Origin of the sequence: Pseudomonas sp. BIC9C (assembly GCF_034541995.1) — a bacterium.
GTDB lineage: Bacteria > Pseudomonadota > Gammaproteobacteria > Pseudomonadales > Pseudomonadaceae > Aquipseudomonas > Aquipseudomonas fluorescens_CC.
Genome location: NZ_JAWDGM010000001.1, coordinates 1,814,655 through 1,830,211, shown reverse-complemented (window position 1 = coordinate 1,830,211; position 15,557 = coordinate 1,814,655). Strand labels below are relative to the sequence as shown.

At 57.1% G+C, this 15,557-nt stretch carries 19 protein-coding genes and 1 pseudogene; 19 read left to right on the top strand and 1 reads right to left on the bottom strand.

Annotated features, from left to right (window positions below):
* The first annotated feature begins 19 nt into the window (after positions 1 to 19).
* The 17 genes and pseudogenes from rplE to bfr all read left to right on the top strand — a co-directional run bounded on the left by rplE (position 20) and on the right by bfr (position 10,286).
* Positions 20 to 559: pseudogene (gene rplE, locus RS887_RS08555) on the top strand (50S ribosomal protein L5).
* 13 nt (positions 560 to 572) lie between these two features.
* A complete protein-coding gene (gene rpsN / locus RS887_RS08550; RefSeq protein WP_003176414.1) occupies positions 573 to 878 on the top strand; it encodes a 30S ribosomal protein S14 in 306 nt (101 codons plus the stop codon).
* A 209-nt stretch (positions 879 to 1,087) separates the two neighbouring features.
* A complete protein-coding gene (gene rpsH, locus RS887_RS08545) occupies positions 1,088 to 1,480 on the top strand; it encodes a 30S ribosomal protein S8 (protein WP_003186040.1) in 393 nt (130 codons plus the stop codon).
* 12 nt (positions 1,481 to 1,492) lie between these two features.
* Positions 1,493 to 2,026, top strand: coding sequence for a 50S ribosomal protein L6 (gene rplF, locus RS887_RS08540; protein ID WP_003176412.1), 534 nt, complete (start codon positions 1,493 to 1,495; stop codon positions 2,024 to 2,026).
* Positions 2,027 to 2,036: 10 nt separating this feature from the next.
* Entirely contained in the window at positions 2,037 to 2,387 is a 351-nt protein-coding gene (gene rplR, locus RS887_RS08535) for a 50S ribosomal protein L18 (RefSeq protein WP_003186037.1), read from the top strand.
* Positions 2,388 to 2,390: 3 nt separating this feature from the next.
* Complete coding sequence (gene rpsE, locus RS887_RS08530) at positions 2,391 to 2,891, top strand: 30S ribosomal protein S5 (protein ID WP_003186035.1); 501 nt, start codon at positions 2,391 to 2,393, stop codon at positions 2,889 to 2,891.
* 2 nt (positions 2,892 to 2,893) lie between these two features.
* Positions 2,894 to 3,070, top strand: coding sequence for a 50S ribosomal protein L30 (gene rpmD, locus RS887_RS08525; RefSeq protein ID WP_003176408.1), 177 nt, complete (start codon positions 2,894 to 2,896; stop codon positions 3,068 to 3,070).
* A gap of 3 nt (positions 3,071 to 3,073) precedes the next feature.
* Complete coding sequence (rplO, locus tag RS887_RS08520) at positions 3,074 to 3,511, top strand: 50S ribosomal protein L15 (RefSeq protein ID WP_003228720.1); 438 nt, start codon at positions 3,074 to 3,076, stop codon at positions 3,509 to 3,511.
* A complete protein-coding gene (secY, locus tag RS887_RS08515) occupies positions 3,512 to 4,840 on the top strand; it encodes a preprotein translocase subunit SecY (protein WP_003228718.1) in 1,329 nt (442 codons plus the stop codon). It begins immediately after the preceding gene.
* A gap of 24 nt (positions 4,841 to 4,864) precedes the next feature.
* Positions 4,865 to 4,981, top strand: a complete 117-nt coding sequence (gene rpmJ / locus RS887_RS08510; RefSeq protein ID WP_002555468.1) for a 50S ribosomal protein L36 — start codon at positions 4,865 to 4,867, stop codon at positions 4,979 to 4,981.
* Positions 4,982 to 5,111: 130 nt separating this feature from the next.
* Positions 5,112 to 5,468, top strand: a complete 357-nt coding sequence (gene rpsM, locus RS887_RS08505) for a 30S ribosomal protein S13 (protein ID WP_009045849.1) — start codon at positions 5,112 to 5,114, stop codon at positions 5,466 to 5,468.
* 30 nt (positions 5,469 to 5,498) lie between these two features.
* Complete coding sequence (gene rpsK / locus RS887_RS08500) at positions 5,499 to 5,888, top strand: 30S ribosomal protein S11 (RefSeq protein WP_002555466.1); 390 nt, start codon at positions 5,499 to 5,501, stop codon at positions 5,886 to 5,888.
* An 18-nt stretch (positions 5,889 to 5,906) separates the two neighbouring features.
* Positions 5,907 to 6,527, top strand: a complete 621-nt coding sequence (gene rpsD, locus RS887_RS08495) for a 30S ribosomal protein S4 (RefSeq protein WP_003176404.1) — start codon at positions 5,907 to 5,909, stop codon at positions 6,525 to 6,527.
* A gap of 22 nt (positions 6,528 to 6,549) precedes the next feature.
* Positions 6,550 to 7,551 (top strand): DNA-directed RNA polymerase subunit alpha, encoded by a 1,002-nt coding sequence (locus RS887_RS08490; protein WP_007970428.1) that lies wholly within the window; start codon positions 6,550 to 6,552, stop codon positions 7,549 to 7,551.
* 42 nt (positions 7,552 to 7,593) lie between these two features.
* The gene (rplQ, locus tag RS887_RS08485; protein WP_007970429.1) at positions 7,594 to 7,980 is read left to right on the top strand and encodes a 50S ribosomal protein L17; all 387 of its coding nucleotides are present in this window, start codon (positions 7,594 to 7,596) and stop codon (positions 7,978 to 7,980) included.
* A gap of 238 nt (positions 7,981 to 8,218) precedes the next feature.
* Positions 8,219 to 9,673, top strand: coding sequence for a catalase (locus RS887_RS08480; protein ID WP_322615044.1), 1,455 nt, complete (start codon positions 8,219 to 8,221; stop codon positions 9,671 to 9,673).
* Positions 9,674 to 9,821: 148 nt separating this feature from the next.
* Positions 9,822 to 10,286, top strand: coding sequence for a bacterioferritin (gene bfr, locus RS887_RS08475; RefSeq protein ID WP_007970123.1), 465 nt, complete (start codon positions 9,822 to 9,824; stop codon positions 10,284 to 10,286).
* Between the two features lie 212 nt (positions 10,287 to 10,498).
* Here the strand turns inward: bfr and uvrA are convergent, their stop codons facing one another.
* Positions 10,499 to 13,333 (bottom strand): excinuclease ABC subunit UvrA, encoded by a 2,835-nt coding sequence (gene uvrA, locus RS887_RS08470; protein WP_322615043.1) that lies wholly within the window; start codon positions 13,331 to 13,333, stop codon positions 10,499 to 10,501.
* Between the two features lie 191 nt (positions 13,334 to 13,524).
* Here uvrA and RS887_RS08465 point away from each other — a divergent pair, with 191 nt between their 5' ends.
* Both RS887_RS08465 and RS887_RS08460 read left to right on the top strand, forming a co-directional pair.
* Positions 13,525 to 14,922 (top strand): MFS transporter, encoded by a 1,398-nt coding sequence (locus tag RS887_RS08465; protein WP_322615042.1) that lies wholly within the window; start codon positions 13,525 to 13,527, stop codon positions 14,920 to 14,922.
* Positions 14,923 to 14,931: 9 nt separating this feature from the next.
* The gene (locus RS887_RS08460; protein ID WP_057400623.1) at positions 14,932 to 15,447 is read left to right on the top strand and encodes a single-stranded DNA-binding protein; all 516 of its coding nucleotides are present in this window, start codon (positions 14,932 to 14,934) and stop codon (positions 15,445 to 15,447) included.
* Positions 15,448 to 15,557 lie beyond the last annotated feature (110 nt).

The following is a 15,557-nucleotide window of genomic DNA, read 5'->3' as shown; positions in this document are numbered from 1 at the left end:
CACTGCTAGGTAGAAGACCATGGCACGACTAAAAGAGATTTACCGGAAGGAAATCGCACCGAAACTTAAGGAAGAACTTAAGCTTTAGAACGTGATGGAAGTTCCGCACGTTACCAAAATCACCCTGAACATGGGTCTGGGCGAAGCGATCGGCGACAAAAAAGTCATCGAGCACGCTGTTGCCGACCTGGAAAAGATCACCGGCCAGAAAGTCGTTGTGACCTACGCTCGCAAATCCATCGCAGGCTTTAAAGTCCGTGAAGGTTGGCCGATCGGCGTCAAAGTGACCCTGCGCCGTGAGCGTATGTACGAGTTCCTGGATCGTCTGCTGTCGATCTCCCTGCCTCGGGTTCGCGACTTCCGCGGCCTGAATGCCAAGTCCTTCGATGGTCGTGGCAACTACAGCATGGGCGTGAAAGAGCAGATCATCTTCCCGGAAATCGACTACGACAAGATCGATGCTCTCCGCGGTCTGGACATCACCCTGACCACCACTGCCAAGAACGATGATGAAGGCCGCGCTCTGCTGCGTGCGTTCAAATTCCCGTTCCGCAACTGATTGGAGTAGGACCATGGCCAAGATGAGCATGAAAAACCGCGAGCTGAAGCGTCAGCTCACGGTTGCCAAGTACGCCAAGAAGCGTGCAGCACTGAAAGCAATCATCGTTGATCTGAACGCAAGTCCAGAAGCGCGTTGGGAAGCTACAGTAGCTCTGCAGAAGCAGCCACGTGACGCAAGCGCTTCGCGCATGCGTAACCGCTGCCGCCTGACCGGTCGTCCACACGGCGTTTACCGCAAGTTCGGCCTCGGCCGTAACAAACTGCGTGAAGCTGCCATGCGTGGTGACGTACCGGGTCTGGTTAAAGCCAGCTGGTAAGTACTGTCAAAGTCTCGGTGTCCAGGGTCGCAAGATCCTGACCACCGGTGGCCTTGAATCTGGATCAAGCCCCTTTTGGGGCTTGATTCATTTCTGGGGTGTGTCTAGAATACCCGGCTCGCCTGAGCCCGTGTTTTTCATGCCCGGAGATTCTCGGCGACACGTAATAGCCGCAAGGCTAATTTTTTTGTATTAGGAGCGTCTAGCCCATGAGTATGCAGGACCCGTTAGCGGACATGCTAACTCGTATCCGTAATGCCCAGATGGCTGAAAAGTCCGTCGTAAGCATGCCATCTTCCACGTTGAAGGTAGCTGTTGCCAAAGTCCTGAAGGACGAAGGTTACATTGCGGGTTATCAGATCAGCAGCGAAATCAAACCTCTGCTGTCCATCGAGCTGAAGTACTTCGAAGGCCGTCCGGTTATCGAAGAAGTGAAGCGCGTTAGCCGTCCAGGCCTGCGTCAGTACAAGTCCGTCGATGATCTGCCAAAAGTTCGTGGCGGTCTCGGTGTGTCTATCGTCTCCACCAACAAGGGTGTGATGACTGATCGTGCTGCGCGCGCTGCCGGTGTCGGCGGCGAAGTTCTTTGCACTGTGTTCTAAGGGGGGATAAGCATGTCTCGCGTCGCTAAGAACCCCGTTAAGCTGCCAGCCGGTGTCGAAGTAAAATTCGCAGGCCAACAGCTTTCGGTGAAGGGTGCCAAGGGCACTCTCGAACTGAACATCCACTCGTCCGTTGAGATCGTTGAAGAAGCTGGTGAGCTGCGTTTCGCTGCTCGCAATGGCGATCAACAGACTCGCGCGATGGCTGGTACCACTCGTGCGTTGGTAAACAACATGGTCCAGGGCGTAAGCCAAGGCTTCGAGCGCAAGCTCCAGCTGGTCGGTGTTGGTTACAAAGCGCAAGCAAAAGGCACAGTGCTGAACCTGGCTCTTGGCTTCTCGCACCCAGTGGATTACGAACTGCCGGAAGGCATCACCGCTGAGACTCCTAGCCAGACCGATATCCTGATCAAGGGCATCGACAAGCAGCTGGTAGGTCAAGTGGCCGCCGAGATCCGCGACTTCCGTCCACCAGAGCCGTACAAAGGCAAAGGTGTGCGCTACGCGGACGAAGTCGTCCGTCGTAAAGAAGCCAAGAAGAAGTAGGGCATAGCAAATGACCGACAAAAAAGTTACTCGACTGCGTCGCGCTCGCAAAGCACGCCTGAAAATGCACGAACTCGAAGTCGTGCGTCTCTGCGTGTTCCGCTCTTCGCAGCACATCTACGCCCAGGTCATTTCGGCCGACGGCAACAAAGTCCTGGCAAGCGCCTCGACTTTGGATAAAGAACTGCGTGATGGTGCCACCGGCAACATCGACGCGGCCACTAAGGTTGGCCAGCTGGTCGCTACGCGTGCTAAAGCCGCTGGCGTCTCGCAGGTGGCTTTCGACCGCTCTGGCTTCAAGTACCACGGCCGCGTCAAGGCGCTGGCTGATGCTGCTCGTGAAGCTGGGCTGGAGTTCTAAGTTATGTCAAATAACGACCAAAAGCGCGACGAAGGCTACATCGAGAAGCTGGTTCAAGTTAACCGCGTAGCCAAAACCGTTAAAGGCGGCCGTATCTTCACTTTCACCGCGTTGACCGTGGTTGGTGATGGTAAAGGGCGTGTTGGCTTCGGCCGTGGCAAGTCGCGTGAAGTGCCTGCTGCGATCCAGAAGGCAATGGAAGCTGCTCGCCGCAACATGATCCAGGTTGATCTGAACGGCACCACTCTGCAGTACGCAATGAAGTCCGCTCACGGCGCTTCGAAGGTGTACATGCAGCCTGCTTCTGAAGGTACCGGTATCATCGCTGGCGGCGCTATGCGTGCTGTCCTCGAAGTTGCTGGCGTTCAGAACGTTCTGGCCAAGTGCTACGGCTCGACTAACCCGGTAAACGTGGTTCACGCCACTTTCAAGGGTTTGAAAGCAATGCAGTCTCCTGAATCCATTGCCGCCAAGCGTGGCAAAAGCGTCAAGGAGATCTTCTGATCATGGCTACCGTAAAAGTTACGCTGATCAAAAGCATGACCGGCCGCATCCCTAACCACAAACTGTGCGTTAAGGGTCTGGGTCTGCGTCGCATCGGTCACACTGTAGAAGTCCAGGATACTCCCGAGAATCGCGGGATGATCAACAAGGCTTACTACATGCTGCGTGTCGAGGGTTAATCGATGAAACTCAATGATCTGAGTCCAGCGCCGGGTTCCCGTCGCGAAAAGCATCGTCCGGGCCGTGGTATCGGTAGCGGTTTGGGTAAGACTGGTGGCCGTGGTCACAAAGGTCAGACCTCTCGCTCCGGTGGCACCATTGCTCCAGGCTTTGAAGGCGGTCAACAGCCGCTGCATCGTCGCCTGCCGAAGTTCGGTTTCGTTTCCCTGAAAGCCATGGACCGCGCAGAAGTGCGTCTGTCCGAGCTGGCTAAAGTGGAAGGCGACATCGTCACCGTGCAGTCCCTGAAAGATGCCAACGTGATCAACGTCAACGTACAGCGTGTGAAAATCATGCTGTCCGGTGAAGTGACTCGCGCTGTCACTATCGGCAAGGGAATCGGCGCCACCAAAGGTGCGCGTGCGGCTATCGAAGCAGCTGGCGGCAAGTTCGAGGAATAAATGGCTAAGCAAGGTGCTCTCTCTGCGCTCGGCAAAGGCGGTATGTCTGAACTCTGGGCTCGTCTGCGTTTTCTGTTCCTGGCGATTATCGTCTACCGAATAGGCGCACACATCCCGGTTCCAGGTATCAACCCGGACCGACTCGCGGACCTGTTTCGACAGAATGAGGGGACCATTCTTAGCTTGTTCAACATGTTTTCCGGCGGCGCGCTGGAACGGATGAGCATCTTTGCGCTGGGGATCATGCCGTACATCTCGGCATCGATCATCATGCAACTGATGACCGCCGTCAGCCCGCAGCTGGAGCAGTTGAAGAAGGAAGGTGAAGCTGGCCGTCGCAAGATCAGCCAGTACACCCGCTACGGCACTGTCGTCCTCGCTCTCGTCCAGGCCATTGGCATGTCCATTGGTCTGGCGGGGCAGGGCGTTGCGTTCACTGGTGACTTTGGCTTCCATTTCGTCGCGGTATCCACATTTGTGGCTGGTGCGATGTTCATGATGTGGCTGGGTGAGCAGATTACTGAGCGTGGTGTTGGCAACGGTATCTCGATGTTGATTTTTTCGGGTATCGTCGCCGGTCTTCCGAGAGCGATCGGGCAGTCTTTCGAGTCTGCGCGTCAGGGTGATATCAACATCTTTGCCCTGGTTGCCATCGGTTTGCTGGCAGTAGCGATTATCGGTTTCGTGGTGTTCATTGAGCGTGGTCAGCGTCGTATCGCTGTTCACTACGCCAAGCGTCAGCAGGGCCGCAAGGTCTTTGCCGCGCAGACTAGCCACTTGCCGCTGAAGGTGAACATGGCCGGTGTTATTCCGGCTATTTTCGCGAGCAGCATTTTGCTGTTCCCGGCTTCGTTGGGTGCCTGGTTCGGTCAGTCTGAAGGTATGGGCTGGTTGCAGGACATCTCGCAGTCGATCGCTCCTGGTCAGCCGTTGAATATTCTGCTGTTTAGTGCAGGGATTATTTTCTTCTGCTTCTTCTATACGGCGTTGATGTTCAATCCGAAAGACGTAGCGGAAAACCTGAAGAAGTCCGGTGCCTTTATTCCGGGCATCCGTCCAGGTGAGCAGTCTGCGCGCTACATTGATGGCGTTCTGACTCGCTTGACCATGTTCGGTGCTCTTTACATGACGGCCGTCTGCCTGTTGCCCCAGTTCCTGGTGGTTGCAGCCAACGTACCGTTCTACCTTGGCGGGACCTCGTTGCTGATCGTGGTCGTGGTTGTGATGGACTTCATGTCCCAAGTACAATCGCACCTCGTTTCGCACCAGTACGAATCCCTGATGAAGAAAGCCAACCTGAAGGGTTACGGCAGCGGCATGCTGCGCTGACCCATAAGGTTCGAGGAGTTGGTGATGAAAGTTCGTGCATCGGTGAAAAAGCTGTGCCGTAACTGCAAGATTATTCGCCGCGAAGGTGTTGTTCGAGTAATTTGCAGCGCGGAACCGCGTCACAAACAGCGCCAAGGCTGAGTGTGATTGTGCTTCAAGCCCGGCAGCTAGTGCGCTGCCGGGTTGATTATTTGTTATTACAGCGATATTATCTCGCGCCCTATTTCTTGGCTTCCGGGGCGTAGGTAGCTGTCAATTGGAGTCCCACTGAATGGCCCGTATTGCAGGCGTTAACATTCCAGATAACAAGCATACTGTTATCTCGCTGACCTACATCTATGGTGTTGGTCGCACTACTGCACAGAAAATTTGTGCAGAGACTGGGGTAAACCCAGCGGCAAAGATCAAGGATCTGAGCGACGAGCAAATTGAACAGCTGCGTGGCGAAGTGGCGAAGTTCACCACTGAAGGTGACCTGCGTCGCGAAATCAACATGAAAATCAAGCGCTTGATGGACCTCGGTTGCTATCGCGGTCTGCGTCATCGTCGTGGTCTGCCAGTACGCGGTCAGCGTACCAAGACCAACGCGCGTACCCGTAAAGGTCCGCGTAAGCCGATCCGCAAGTAATCGCCCCAGCGAATCGACAGGAATTTAATCATGGCAAAACCTGCTGCTCGTCCTCGTAAAAAAGTTAAAAAGACAGTGGTTGATGGCATCGCCCACATCCATGCATCTTTTAACAACACCATCGTGACCATCACCGACCGTCAAGGTAACGCTCTTTCCTGGGCTACCTCCGGTGGTTCGGGTTTCCGCGGTTCCCGCAAGTCCACCCCGTTTGCTGCTCAGGTAGCTGCTGAACGTGCTGGTCAAGCTGCGCTGGAATACGGCCTGAAAAACCTCGACGTCAACGTCAAAGGTCCAGGTCCAGGTCGTGAATCCGCAGTCCGCGCTTTGAACGGCTGTGGCTACAAGATCGCCAGCATCACCGACGTGACGCCAATCCCGCACAACGGGTGCCGTCCGCCGAAGAAGCGCCGCGTGTAATCCAGGAGATTGTAAAGAATGGCTCGTTACATTGGTCCAAAATGCAAACTCGCTCGTCGCGAAGGCACCGATCTCTTCCTGAAGAGCGGCGTGCGCGCGATCGAATCGAAGTGCAACATTGAAGCAGCACCTGGTATCCACGGCCAACGCCGCGGTCGCCAGTCCGACTACGGCACCCAACTGCGTGAAAAGCAGAAGGTCCGTCGTATCTACGGCGTTCTCGAGCGTCAATTCAGCGGCTACTACAAAGAAGCTGCTGGCAAGAAAGGTGCAACAGGTGAGAACCTGCTGCAACTGCTCGAATGCCGTCTGGACAACGTTGTATACCGTATGGGCTTTGGTTCGACTCGTGCCGAATCCCGTCAGCTGGTATCGCACAAGTCGATCAGCGTAAACGGTCAGACCGTTAACGTTCCGTCCTACCAGGTTCGTGCTGGTGACGTGGTTGCAGTTCGCGAGAAAGCAAAAAACCAACTTCGCATTGTCCAAGCTCTCGATCTGTGTGCCCAACGTGGCCGCGTAGAATGGGTAGAAGTAGACACTGAGAAGAAGTCGGGCGTTTTCAAGAACGTTCCAGCTCGCAGTGATCTGTCCGCCGACATCAACGAAAGCCTGATTGTCGAGCTCTACTCCAAGTAAGGGCTAGAAAATAGGTGCATCCATGCAGATTTCGGTAAATGAGTTCCTGACACCCCGCCACATTGATGTGCAGGTTGTCAGTCCAACCCGCGCCAAGATCACTCTCGAGCCTCTCGAGCGTGGCTTTGGCCACACCCTGGGCAACGCGCTGCGCCGCATCCTGTTGTCCTCAATGCCCGGCTGTGCAGTAGTCGAGGCCGAGATTGACGGTGTGCTCCACGAGTACAGCGCCATCGAAGGTGTACAGGAAGACGTAATTGAAATCCTGTTGAACCTTAAAGGTCTGGCTATCAAGCTGCACGGCCGTGACGAAGTTACGCTGACCTTGTCGAAGAAGGGTTCGGGGGTGGTTACCGCTGCCGATATTCAGCTGGATCATGATGTCGAGATCGTTAACCCCGATCACGTAATCGCTAACCTGGCGTCTAACGGCGCCCTGAACATGAAGCTCGTAGTAGCTCGTGGTCGTGGTTATGAACCGGCAGACTCGCGTCAGAGCGATGAAGACGAAAGCCGCAGCATCGGTCGCTTGCAGCTTGACTCTTCGTTCAGCCCGGTTCGCCGTATCGCATACGTGGTGGAAAACGCCCGTGTCGAGCAGCGTACTAACCTGGACAAGCTGGTTATTGATCTGGAAACCAACGGTACCCTGGATCCTGAAGAGGCGATTCGCCGTGCTGCAACCATCCTGCAACAGCAGTTGGCTGCGTTCGTCGACCTCAAAGGTGACAGTGAGCCAGTGGTTGTCGAGCAGGAAGACGAGATCGATCCGATCCTGCTTCGCCCGGTTGACGATCTGGAACTGACTGTACGTTCGGCTAACTGCCTTAAGGCGGAAAACATTTACTACATCGGTGACCTGATTCAGCGTACCGAAGTGGAATTGTTGAAGACTCCGAACCTGGGCAAGAAATCCTTGACTGAAATCAAGGACGTTCTGGCCTCCCGCGGTCTGTCCCTCGGCATGCGCCTCGACAACTGGCCGCCTGCAAGTCTTAAGAAGGACGACAAGGCGACTGCCTGATCGTCGTAATCACCGAACGTAGTGTTTGGTAAGGAATGAACCATGCGTCATCGTAAAAGTGGTCGTCACCTGAGCCGCACCAGCTCGCACCGCAAGGCCATGTTCCAAAACATGGCGGTGTCGCTGTTCGAGCACGAGCTGATCAAAACTACTCTGCCAAAAGCCAAAGAACTGCGCCGCGTTGCCGAGCCGCTGATCACTCTGGCCAAGACAGACAGCGTTGCTAACCGTCGTCTGGCTTTCGACCGTACTCGTTCGAAAGCTATCGTTGGTAAGCTCTTCAACGACCTGGGCAAGCGTTACGCTACCCGTGAGGGTGGCTACCTGCGCATCCTCAAGTGCGGTTTCCGCGCTGGCGACAACGCGCCAATGGCGTACGTCGAGTTGGTTGATCGTGCTACTGCTGGCGAAGCTGTATCTGCCGAGTAAGACGTCAGTCTGAAACAAGGAACCGGGCCTAGTGCCCGGTTTTTTGTGCCTGTAAGAAACGCGCCGTTTGTACAAGCGTCTCCTTCCTCTGTGTCGTCATGATGTGACGGGGATGGTCATTAGTATTTTTCTATCGATGTCTGCAAGTTAATGAATTTGTAGCTGTCATATTGATGATCAATACTCCTTCTCAGCCGATTAGCCGGCAGTTCAAGACCGACAGAGAAAGGAAGATCGCATGAGCCAGAACACAACGCTTACCACCGCCAGCGGCGCTCCTGTTGCCGATAACCAGAATTCCCGCTCCGCCGGCCCTCGTGGCCCGCTGCTGCTCGACGACTTCCACCTGATCGAGAAGCTTGCCCACTTCAACCGTGAAAACATTCCTGAGCGCCGCGTGCACGCCAAAGGCTCGGGTGCTTACGGTACGTTCACCGTGACGCGCGATATCACTCAATACACCAGTGCCAGGCTGTTTGATGCAGTCGGCAAGCAAACCCCGACATTCCTGCGGTTTTCCACCGTGGGTGGTGAGCGTGGTTCGGCCGATACCGAGCGTGACCCGCGCGGGTTTGCCTTGAAGTTTTACACCGAGGAAGGCAACTGGGACATTGTCGGTAACCACACACCAGTGTTCTTCATTCGCGATCCACTGAAGTTTCCAGACTTTATCCACACCCAGAAGCGCTTGCCGCAAAGCAACCTGAAAAGTGCCCAGATGATGTGGGACTTCTGGTCGCATTCGCCTGAGGCGCTGCACCAGGTCACCATCCTGTTCTCCGACCGGGGTATTCCTGACGGGTATCGTCACATGCACGGCTTTGGTAGCCACACTTACAGCCTTATCAACGCTCAAGGTGAGCGTCACTGGGTTAAGTGGCACTACAAGACCAAACAGGGGATCAAGAACCTGGCGCCTGGCGAGGCGGCACGCCTGGCGGGTACTGATCCGGATTACGCCCAGCGCGACTTGTTCAATGCCATCGAACGCGGTGACTTTCCAAAATGGCGCGTGTGCATTCAGATCATGAGTGAGGCTCAGGCGGCGGCGCACTATGAGAATCCGTTTGATGTCACCAAGACCTGGTCGCAGAAGGAATTTCCACTGATTGAAGTCGGAGAACTGGAGCTCAATCGCAATCCGCTGAACTACTTCGCGGAAGTCGAGCAAGCGGCGTTCGGCCCTAGCAATATGGTTCCAGGGGTTGGTCTCTCGCCGGATCGCATGCTGCAAGGTCGGGTGTTCGCCTACGCGGATGCTCACCGCTACCGCGTAGGCACCAACCATCAGCAACTGCCGGTGAACGCGCCTCGCAGTCCGGTCAATACGTACCAGCGCGACGGCTCGATGGCCTTTGGAAGCAACGGTGGTGCAGCGCCGAACTACGAGCCAAACAGCTACGTCGAGTCGCCGAAGCAGGCGCCTCGTTACGCAGAGCCCGCGTTGGCCCTTAGTGGTGCCGCCGATCGTTATGACCACCGTGAAGATACTGATTACTACAGTCACGCTGGTGCGTTGTTCCGCTTGATGTCTGAAGAGCAAAAATCACTGCTGGTCAGCAACATCGCCGGTGCGATGGCGGGTGTGTCGAGTGATGTGGTTGACCGTCAGCTGCAGCATTTCTACAAGGCTGACCCTGCGTATGGAGAAGCAATCGCAAAGCTGCTCAACGTACAGCTTAACGAAGTCTAAATGAGAAGCAGAACCGCCCTTGTTTGGGCGGTTTTTGCGTTATTTCAGCCGGTTTTCTCAGAATATCTTCGCTTTTATTGCGTCTTGCGAGTGACGATAGGGGCATGTTGGTTCAAACTACAACTTTCAAGCAGGGAGATGTAGGGCGATGCAAGGCCACCCAGATGTGATCGATTACCTCAACACGTTGCTGACCGGCGAACTGGCGGCGCGTGATCAATATTTCGTCCACTCGCGGATGTATGAGGACTGGGGTTTCACCAAGCTCTACGAACGAATCAACCACGAGATGGAAGAAGAGGCAGGGCACGCCGATGCGCTCATGCGCCGGATTCTGATGCTCGAAGGCACGCCGCGCATGCGTCCGGACGATCTCGATGTCGGCACCACGGTGACCGAGATGCTCGAAGCGGATTTGCGCCTGGAATACAAAGTCCGCGCCGCACTGTGCAAGGGCATCAAGCTCTGCGAGCAGCACAAGGATTATGTCAGCCGCGAAATGCTGCGGGTTCAATTGCATGACACCGAAGAAGATCATACTTACTGGCTCGAGAAGCAGTTGGGTCTGATCAAGTTGATCGGGCTTGAGAACTACCTGCAGTCCCACGCCTGATCCAGCAGAAACAAAAAAGCCCCTGTCACTGATGAAGTGACAGGGGCTTTTTCATTGCTCCCGGTTAAGCCCGATCACGCTCCAGCAGCGGCTTGCGTAGGAGCGAGCTTGCTCGCGATGAACCTGAAGCCACCGCAGTTATCCAAAATACCTGCGTTATCGTTTACGACCATCGCGAGCAAGCTCGCTCCTACAGAAACAAAAAAGCCCGGTCAAGCCCGATCACGCTCCAGCAGCGGCTTGAGGTAGTAGCCGGTGTGAGACTGCTTCATCTCTGACACTTCCTCCGGCGTGCCGACGGCAATGATCTGCCCGCCCTTGGAACCGCCCTCCGGTCCCAGGTCCACCAGCCAGTCAGCGGTCTTGATCACGTCCAGGTTGTGTTCGATCACCACCACGGTGTTGCCGTGGTCGCGCAGGCGATGCAACACGTCCAGCAGTTGCTGGATGTCCGCGAAGTGCAGCCCGGTGGTCGGTTCATCGAGGATGTACAGGGTCTTGCCGGTGTCACGCTTGGACAGTTCGCGGGAGAGTTTCACCCGCTGGGCTTCACCACCGGAGAGCGTGGTCGCCGATTGCCCCAGCTTGATGTACGACAGGCCCACGTCCATCAAGGTTTGCAGCTTGCGCGCCAGGGCCGGTACGGCATCGAAGAACTCCCGCGCTTCCTCGATGGTCATCTCGAGGGTTTCGTGGATGCTCTTGCCCTTGTACTTGATCTCCAGGGTTTCGCGGTTGTAGCGCTTGCTCTTGCACACGTCGCACGGCACGTAGATGTCCGGCAGGAAGTGCATCTCCACCTTGATCAGGCCGTCGCCCTGGCAGGCTTCGCAACGCCCGCCCTTGACGTTGAAGGAGAAGCGTCCCGGCCCGTAGCCGCGGGAGCGGGATTCCGGCACGCCGGCGAACAACTCGCGGATGGGTGTAAACAGCCCGGTGTAGGTCGCCGGGTTGGAGCGTGGTGTGCGACCGATCGGGCTCTGGTCGATGTCGACGACCTTGTCCAGGTGCTCAAGGCCCTTGATGCTGTCGTGGACGGCCGCTTCAAGGGTAGTGGCGCCATTCAGCGCTGTAGCGCTCAAAGGGAACAGCGTGTTGTTGATCAGCGTCGACTTGCCTGAGCCGGATACACCGGTCACACAGGTCAGCAGGCCAATCGGAATCTCCAGATCGACATTGCGCAGGTTGTTGCCGCGCGCGCCCTTGAGCGATAGCGTCAGCTTCTTGTTGCGCGGCGTGCGTTTGGCTGGGACTTCGATCTTCACCCGGCCCGACAGGTATTTGCCCGTCAGCGAGTCCGGATGGGCCATGACCTCGGCCGGTGTGCCTTCGGCAACGATATGCCCGCCGTGCACACCAGCACCCGGGCCGATGTCCACCACGTAGTCGGCCAGGCGAATCGCGTCTTCGTCGTGCTCGACCACGATCACCGTGTTTCCGATATCGCGCAGGTGCTTGAGTGTGCCCAGCAGCCGGTCGTTATCGCGCTGATGCAGGCCGATGGAGGGTTCGTCGAGGATGTACAGAACGCCCACCAGGCCGGCGCCAATCTGGCTGGCCAGACGGATACGCTGGGCCTCGCCACCGGACAGGGTGTCTGCGCTGCGATCCAGCGACAGATAATCGAGGCCGACGTTGACCAGGAACTGCAGGCGCTCACGGATTTCCTTGAGGATCTTGTCGGCAATTTCGCCACGCCGGCCGGTGAGCGTGAGTCCGCCAAAATAATCGGACGCATCACCGATCGGCAGGTTGGTCACTGCCGGCAGGGTTTTCTCGCCGACCCATACGTGCCGCGCCTCACGCCGCAGGCGGGTACCGCGGCAGTCCGGGCAGGCTTGGGTGCTGAGGAACTTGGCCAGCTCTTCACGTACCGACGCCGACTCGGTCTCGCGGTAGCGTCGCTCCAGGTTCGGCACGATGCCTTCGAACGGATGCGAGCGTTTGACGATATCCCCACGGTCGTTCAGGTATTTGAAATCGACGTTTTGCGAACCGCTGCCGTGCAGGATGAATTTCTGCTGATCGGCAGGGAGTTCGTTGAATGGAACCTCAAGACTGAATTTGTAGTGAGAAGCCAGCGAGCCAAGCATCTGGAAGTAATAGACGTTACGTCGATCCCAGCCTCGAATCGCCCCTTCGGCCAGGGTCAGTTCACCATTGACCAGGCGCTTGATGTCGAAGAACTGCTTTACTCCCAAACCATCACAGGTCGGGCAAGCACCGGCCGGGTTGTTGAAGGAGAACAGCTTGGGTTCCAGTTCGCTGATCGCATGGCCGCAGATCGGGCAGGCGAAGCGTGCGGAGAAGATCATCTCTTCACCCGGCTCGTCATCCATCGGCGCCACCAGGGCGATGCCGTCCGCCAGCTTCAGCGCGGTCTCGAAGGATTCGGCCAGGCGTTGTTGCAGGTCGGCGCGAACCTTGAAACGGTCGACCACGACATCGATGGTGTGTTTTTTCTGCTTGTCGAGCTTGGGCGCTTCGTCCAGCTCATAGAGCTTGCCGTTGATCCGGGCGCGGACGAAGCCCTGGGCGCGCAGTTCTTCGAAAACCGACAGGTGCTCGCCCTTGCGCTCGCGGATGACCGGCGCCAACAGCATCAGCTTGCTGCCCTCCGGTTCGGCGAGGACCAGGTCGACCATCTGGCTGACGGTCTGTGCTTCCAACGGGATGTCGTGATCCGGGCAACGGGGAATACCCACGCGTGCATACAGCAGGCGCAGGTAGTCGTAGATTTCGGTAATGGTGCCGACCGTCGAACGCGGGTTGTGCGAGGTGGATTTCTGTTCGATGGAGATCGCCGGCGACAGGCCTTCGATGGTGTCGACATCGGGCTTTTCCATCATCGACAGGAACTGCCGGGCGTAGGCCGACAGCGATTCGACGTAGCGGCGCTGACCTTCGGCGTACAGGGTGTCGAAAGCCAGGGACGACTTGCCGGAGCCGGACAGGCCGGTGATGACGATCAGCTTGTCCCGTGGCAGGGTCAGGTCGATGTTCTTCAGGTTGTGGGTTCGAGCCCCACGAATCAGGATCTTGTCCAAGGTGGCCTCGCTCGGCGGGCGTCGAAAACGTAGGAGTATACGGCCAAATACTGGATGGATGCACACTATCAAACGAGTGGGCTACTGTCTTACATGAAGACTGTGTCAGCAATGCGCGTCAAAGCGTCGCGATATACCCTGCCAATCGATGGGACTGGTAGAATCGCCGCCGGTTCACATGAGGTTTTTCCATGCACGATCCCCACAGCGAGCGCATGAGTGGCGGCGAGACCCGCGCAGCGAGCGGTCTGGCCCTGGTGTTCGCCTTCCGTATGCTTGGCATGTTCATGGTGTTGCCGGTACTGGCGACCTATGGAATGGATCTGGCCGGGGCCACGCCGGCCCTGATCGGTCTGGCGATTGGCGCTTATGGCCTGACCCAGGCCATTTTCCAGATTCCGTTCGGTTTCATTTCCGACCGCATCGGTCGACGCCCGGTGATTTACCTGGGGTTGATCGTCTTTGCCCTCGGCAGTCTGCTGGCGGCCAATGCCGATTCGATCTGGGGCGTGATCGCCGGGCGAATCCTGCAGGGCGCCGGGGCGATTTCCGCGGCGGTCATGGCCTTGCTGTCCGACCTGACCCGCGAGCAGCACCGGACCAAGGCCATGGCCATGATCGGCATGACCATCGGCCTGTCGTTTGCCGTGGCCATGGTGGTCGGCCCGCTGCTGACCCGCGCCTTCGGGCTGTCCGGGCTGTTCCTTGCCACTGGTGGCATGGCGCTGTTCGGCATTGTGATCGTGATGTTCATGGTGCCGCGCTCCACCGGCCCGTTGCAGCATCGAGAGTCCGGTGTCGCGCGCCAGGCGCTGATCCCGACGCTCAAGCATCCGGACCTGCTGCGTCTGGACCTGGGCATTTCTGTGTTGCACGCGATGTTGATGTCCAGCTTCGTCGCCTTGCCGCTGGCACTGGTCGAGAAGGCCGGGCTGCCCAAGGAGCAGCACTGGTGGGTGTACCTGACCGCGTTGCTGATTTCCTTCTTCGCCATGATCCCGTTCATTATCTACGGCGAGAAGAAACGCAAAATGAAACGAGTTTTATTGGGCGCAGTGCTGACGCTGATGCTCACTGAGCTATTCTTCTGGCAGTTCGGCGACAGCTTGCGGGCTCTGGTGATCGGTACGGTGGTGTTCTTCACCGCGTTCAATCTGCTGGAGGCTTCGTTGCCGTCGCTGATCAGCAAGGTTTCACCGGCAGGCGGCAAGGGCACGGCGATGGGGGTTTATTCCACCAGTCAGTTCCTGGGCTCGGCACTGGGGGGAATCCTCGGTGGCTGGCTGTTCCAGCATGGCGGTCTGTCGGTTGTGTTCCTCGGATGCGCCGGTCTGGCTGCCCTCTGGCTGGCCTTTGCTGTTACCATGCGTGAACCTCCCTACGTCACAAGCCTGCGCTTGCCGTTGTCGCCCGAGGCGATCCGCGAAGCGGGTCTGGTCGAGCGCCTGAAGGCGGTCGTAGGGGTAACAGATGCAGTCATCGTCGCAGATGAGGCGGCGATTTACATCAAACTGGACACCGAACTATTGGATCGCACCACCCTTGAGCGCCTGGTGAACAACCCGGCCGGGGCAGCGTGCGTAGCCTAGGAGAACGTTATGGCCCGTGGGGTTAACAAAGTCATATTGGTCGGCACTTGCGGCCAGGATCCCGAAGTTCGCTACTTGCCTAACGGTAATGCCGTGACCAACCTGAGTCTGGCGACCAGCGAACAGTGGACCGACAAGCAAACCGGTCAGAAAGTCGAAAAGACCGAGTGGCACCGTGTTTCGATGTTCGGCAAGGTTGCGGAAATCGCCGGTGAATACCTGCGTAAAGGTTCGCAGGTGTACATCGAAGGCAAGCTGCAGACCCGCGAGTGGGAAAAAGACGGTATCAAGCGTTACACCACCGAAATCGTGGTCGACATGCAAGGCACCATGCAACTGCTGGGCGGCCGTCCACAGGGCGACCAGCAAGGTCAGGGCGGCGGTAACAACTACCAGCAATCCGCTCCGCGCCAGCAGGCCCAGCGCCCTGCGCCGCAACAACAGCCACAGCGTCCGGCCCCTCAACAGGCTGCGCCGCAACCGGCTCCGGATTTCGACAGCTTTGATGACGATATTCCGTTCTAGAGTCCACCTGAGACTTTTTTGTAAAGTTTCATAAGAAAGCCCCCGCACTGCGGGGGCTTTCTCGTTTTCGGGGTGTAAAAAATAGGTTGACGATTTATTTCCACGCTCCT

Bases quoted from the DNA above. Each gene is read 5' to 3' on its own strand.
- rpsN (WP_003176414.1), top strand. From the start codon at position 573: ATGGCCAAGATGAGCATGAAAAACCGCGAGCTGAAGCGTCAGCTCACG.
- rpsH (WP_003186040.1), top strand. From the start codon at position 1,088: ATGAGTATGCAGGACCCGTTAGCGGACATGCTAACTCGTATCCGTAAT.
- rplF (WP_003176412.1), top strand. From the start codon at position 1,493: ATGTCTCGCGTCGCTAAGAACCCCGTTAAGCTGCCAGCCGGTGTCGAA.
- rplR (WP_003186037.1), top strand. From the start codon at position 2,037: ATGACCGACAAAAAAGTTACTCGACTGCGTCGCGCTCGCAAAGCACGC.
- rpsE (WP_003186035.1), top strand. From the start codon at position 2,391: ATGTCAAATAACGACCAAAAGCGCGACGAAGGCTACATCGAGAAGCTG.
- rpmD (WP_003176408.1), top strand. From the start codon at position 2,894: ATGGCTACCGTAAAAGTTACGCTGATCAAAAGCATGACCGGCCGCATC.
- rplO (WP_003228720.1), top strand. From the start codon at position 3,074: ATGAAACTCAATGATCTGAGTCCAGCGCCGGGTTCCCGTCGCGAAAAG.
- secY (WP_003228718.1), top strand. From the start codon at position 3,512: ATGGCTAAGCAAGGTGCTCTCTCTGCGCTCGGCAAAGGCGGTATGTCT.
- rpmJ (WP_002555468.1), top strand. From the start codon at position 4,865: ATGAAAGTTCGTGCATCGGTGAAAAAGCTGTGCCGTAACTGCAAGATT.
- rpsM (WP_009045849.1), top strand. From the start codon at position 5,112: ATGGCCCGTATTGCAGGCGTTAACATTCCAGATAACAAGCATACTGTT.
- rpsK (WP_002555466.1), top strand. From the start codon at position 5,499: ATGGCAAAACCTGCTGCTCGTCCTCGTAAAAAAGTTAAAAAGACAGTG.
- rpsD (WP_003176404.1), top strand. From the start codon at position 5,907: ATGGCTCGTTACATTGGTCCAAAATGCAAACTCGCTCGTCGCGAAGGC.
- RS887_RS08490 (WP_007970428.1), top strand. From the start codon at position 6,550: ATGCAGATTTCGGTAAATGAGTTCCTGACACCCCGCCACATTGATGTG.
- rplQ (WP_007970429.1), top strand. From the start codon at position 7,594: ATGCGTCATCGTAAAAGTGGTCGTCACCTGAGCCGCACCAGCTCGCAC.
- RS887_RS08480 (WP_322615044.1), top strand. From the start codon at position 8,219: ATGAGCCAGAACACAACGCTTACCACCGCCAGCGGCGCTCCTGTTGCC.
- bfr (WP_007970123.1), top strand. From the start codon at position 9,822: ATGCAAGGCCACCCAGATGTGATCGATTACCTCAACACGTTGCTGACC.
- RS887_RS08465 (WP_322615042.1), top strand. From the start codon at position 13,525: ATGCACGATCCCCACAGCGAGCGCATGAGTGGCGGCGAGACCCGCGCA.
- RS887_RS08460 (WP_057400623.1), top strand. From the start codon at position 14,932: ATGGCCCGTGGGGTTAACAAAGTCATATTGGTCGGCACTTGCGGCCAG.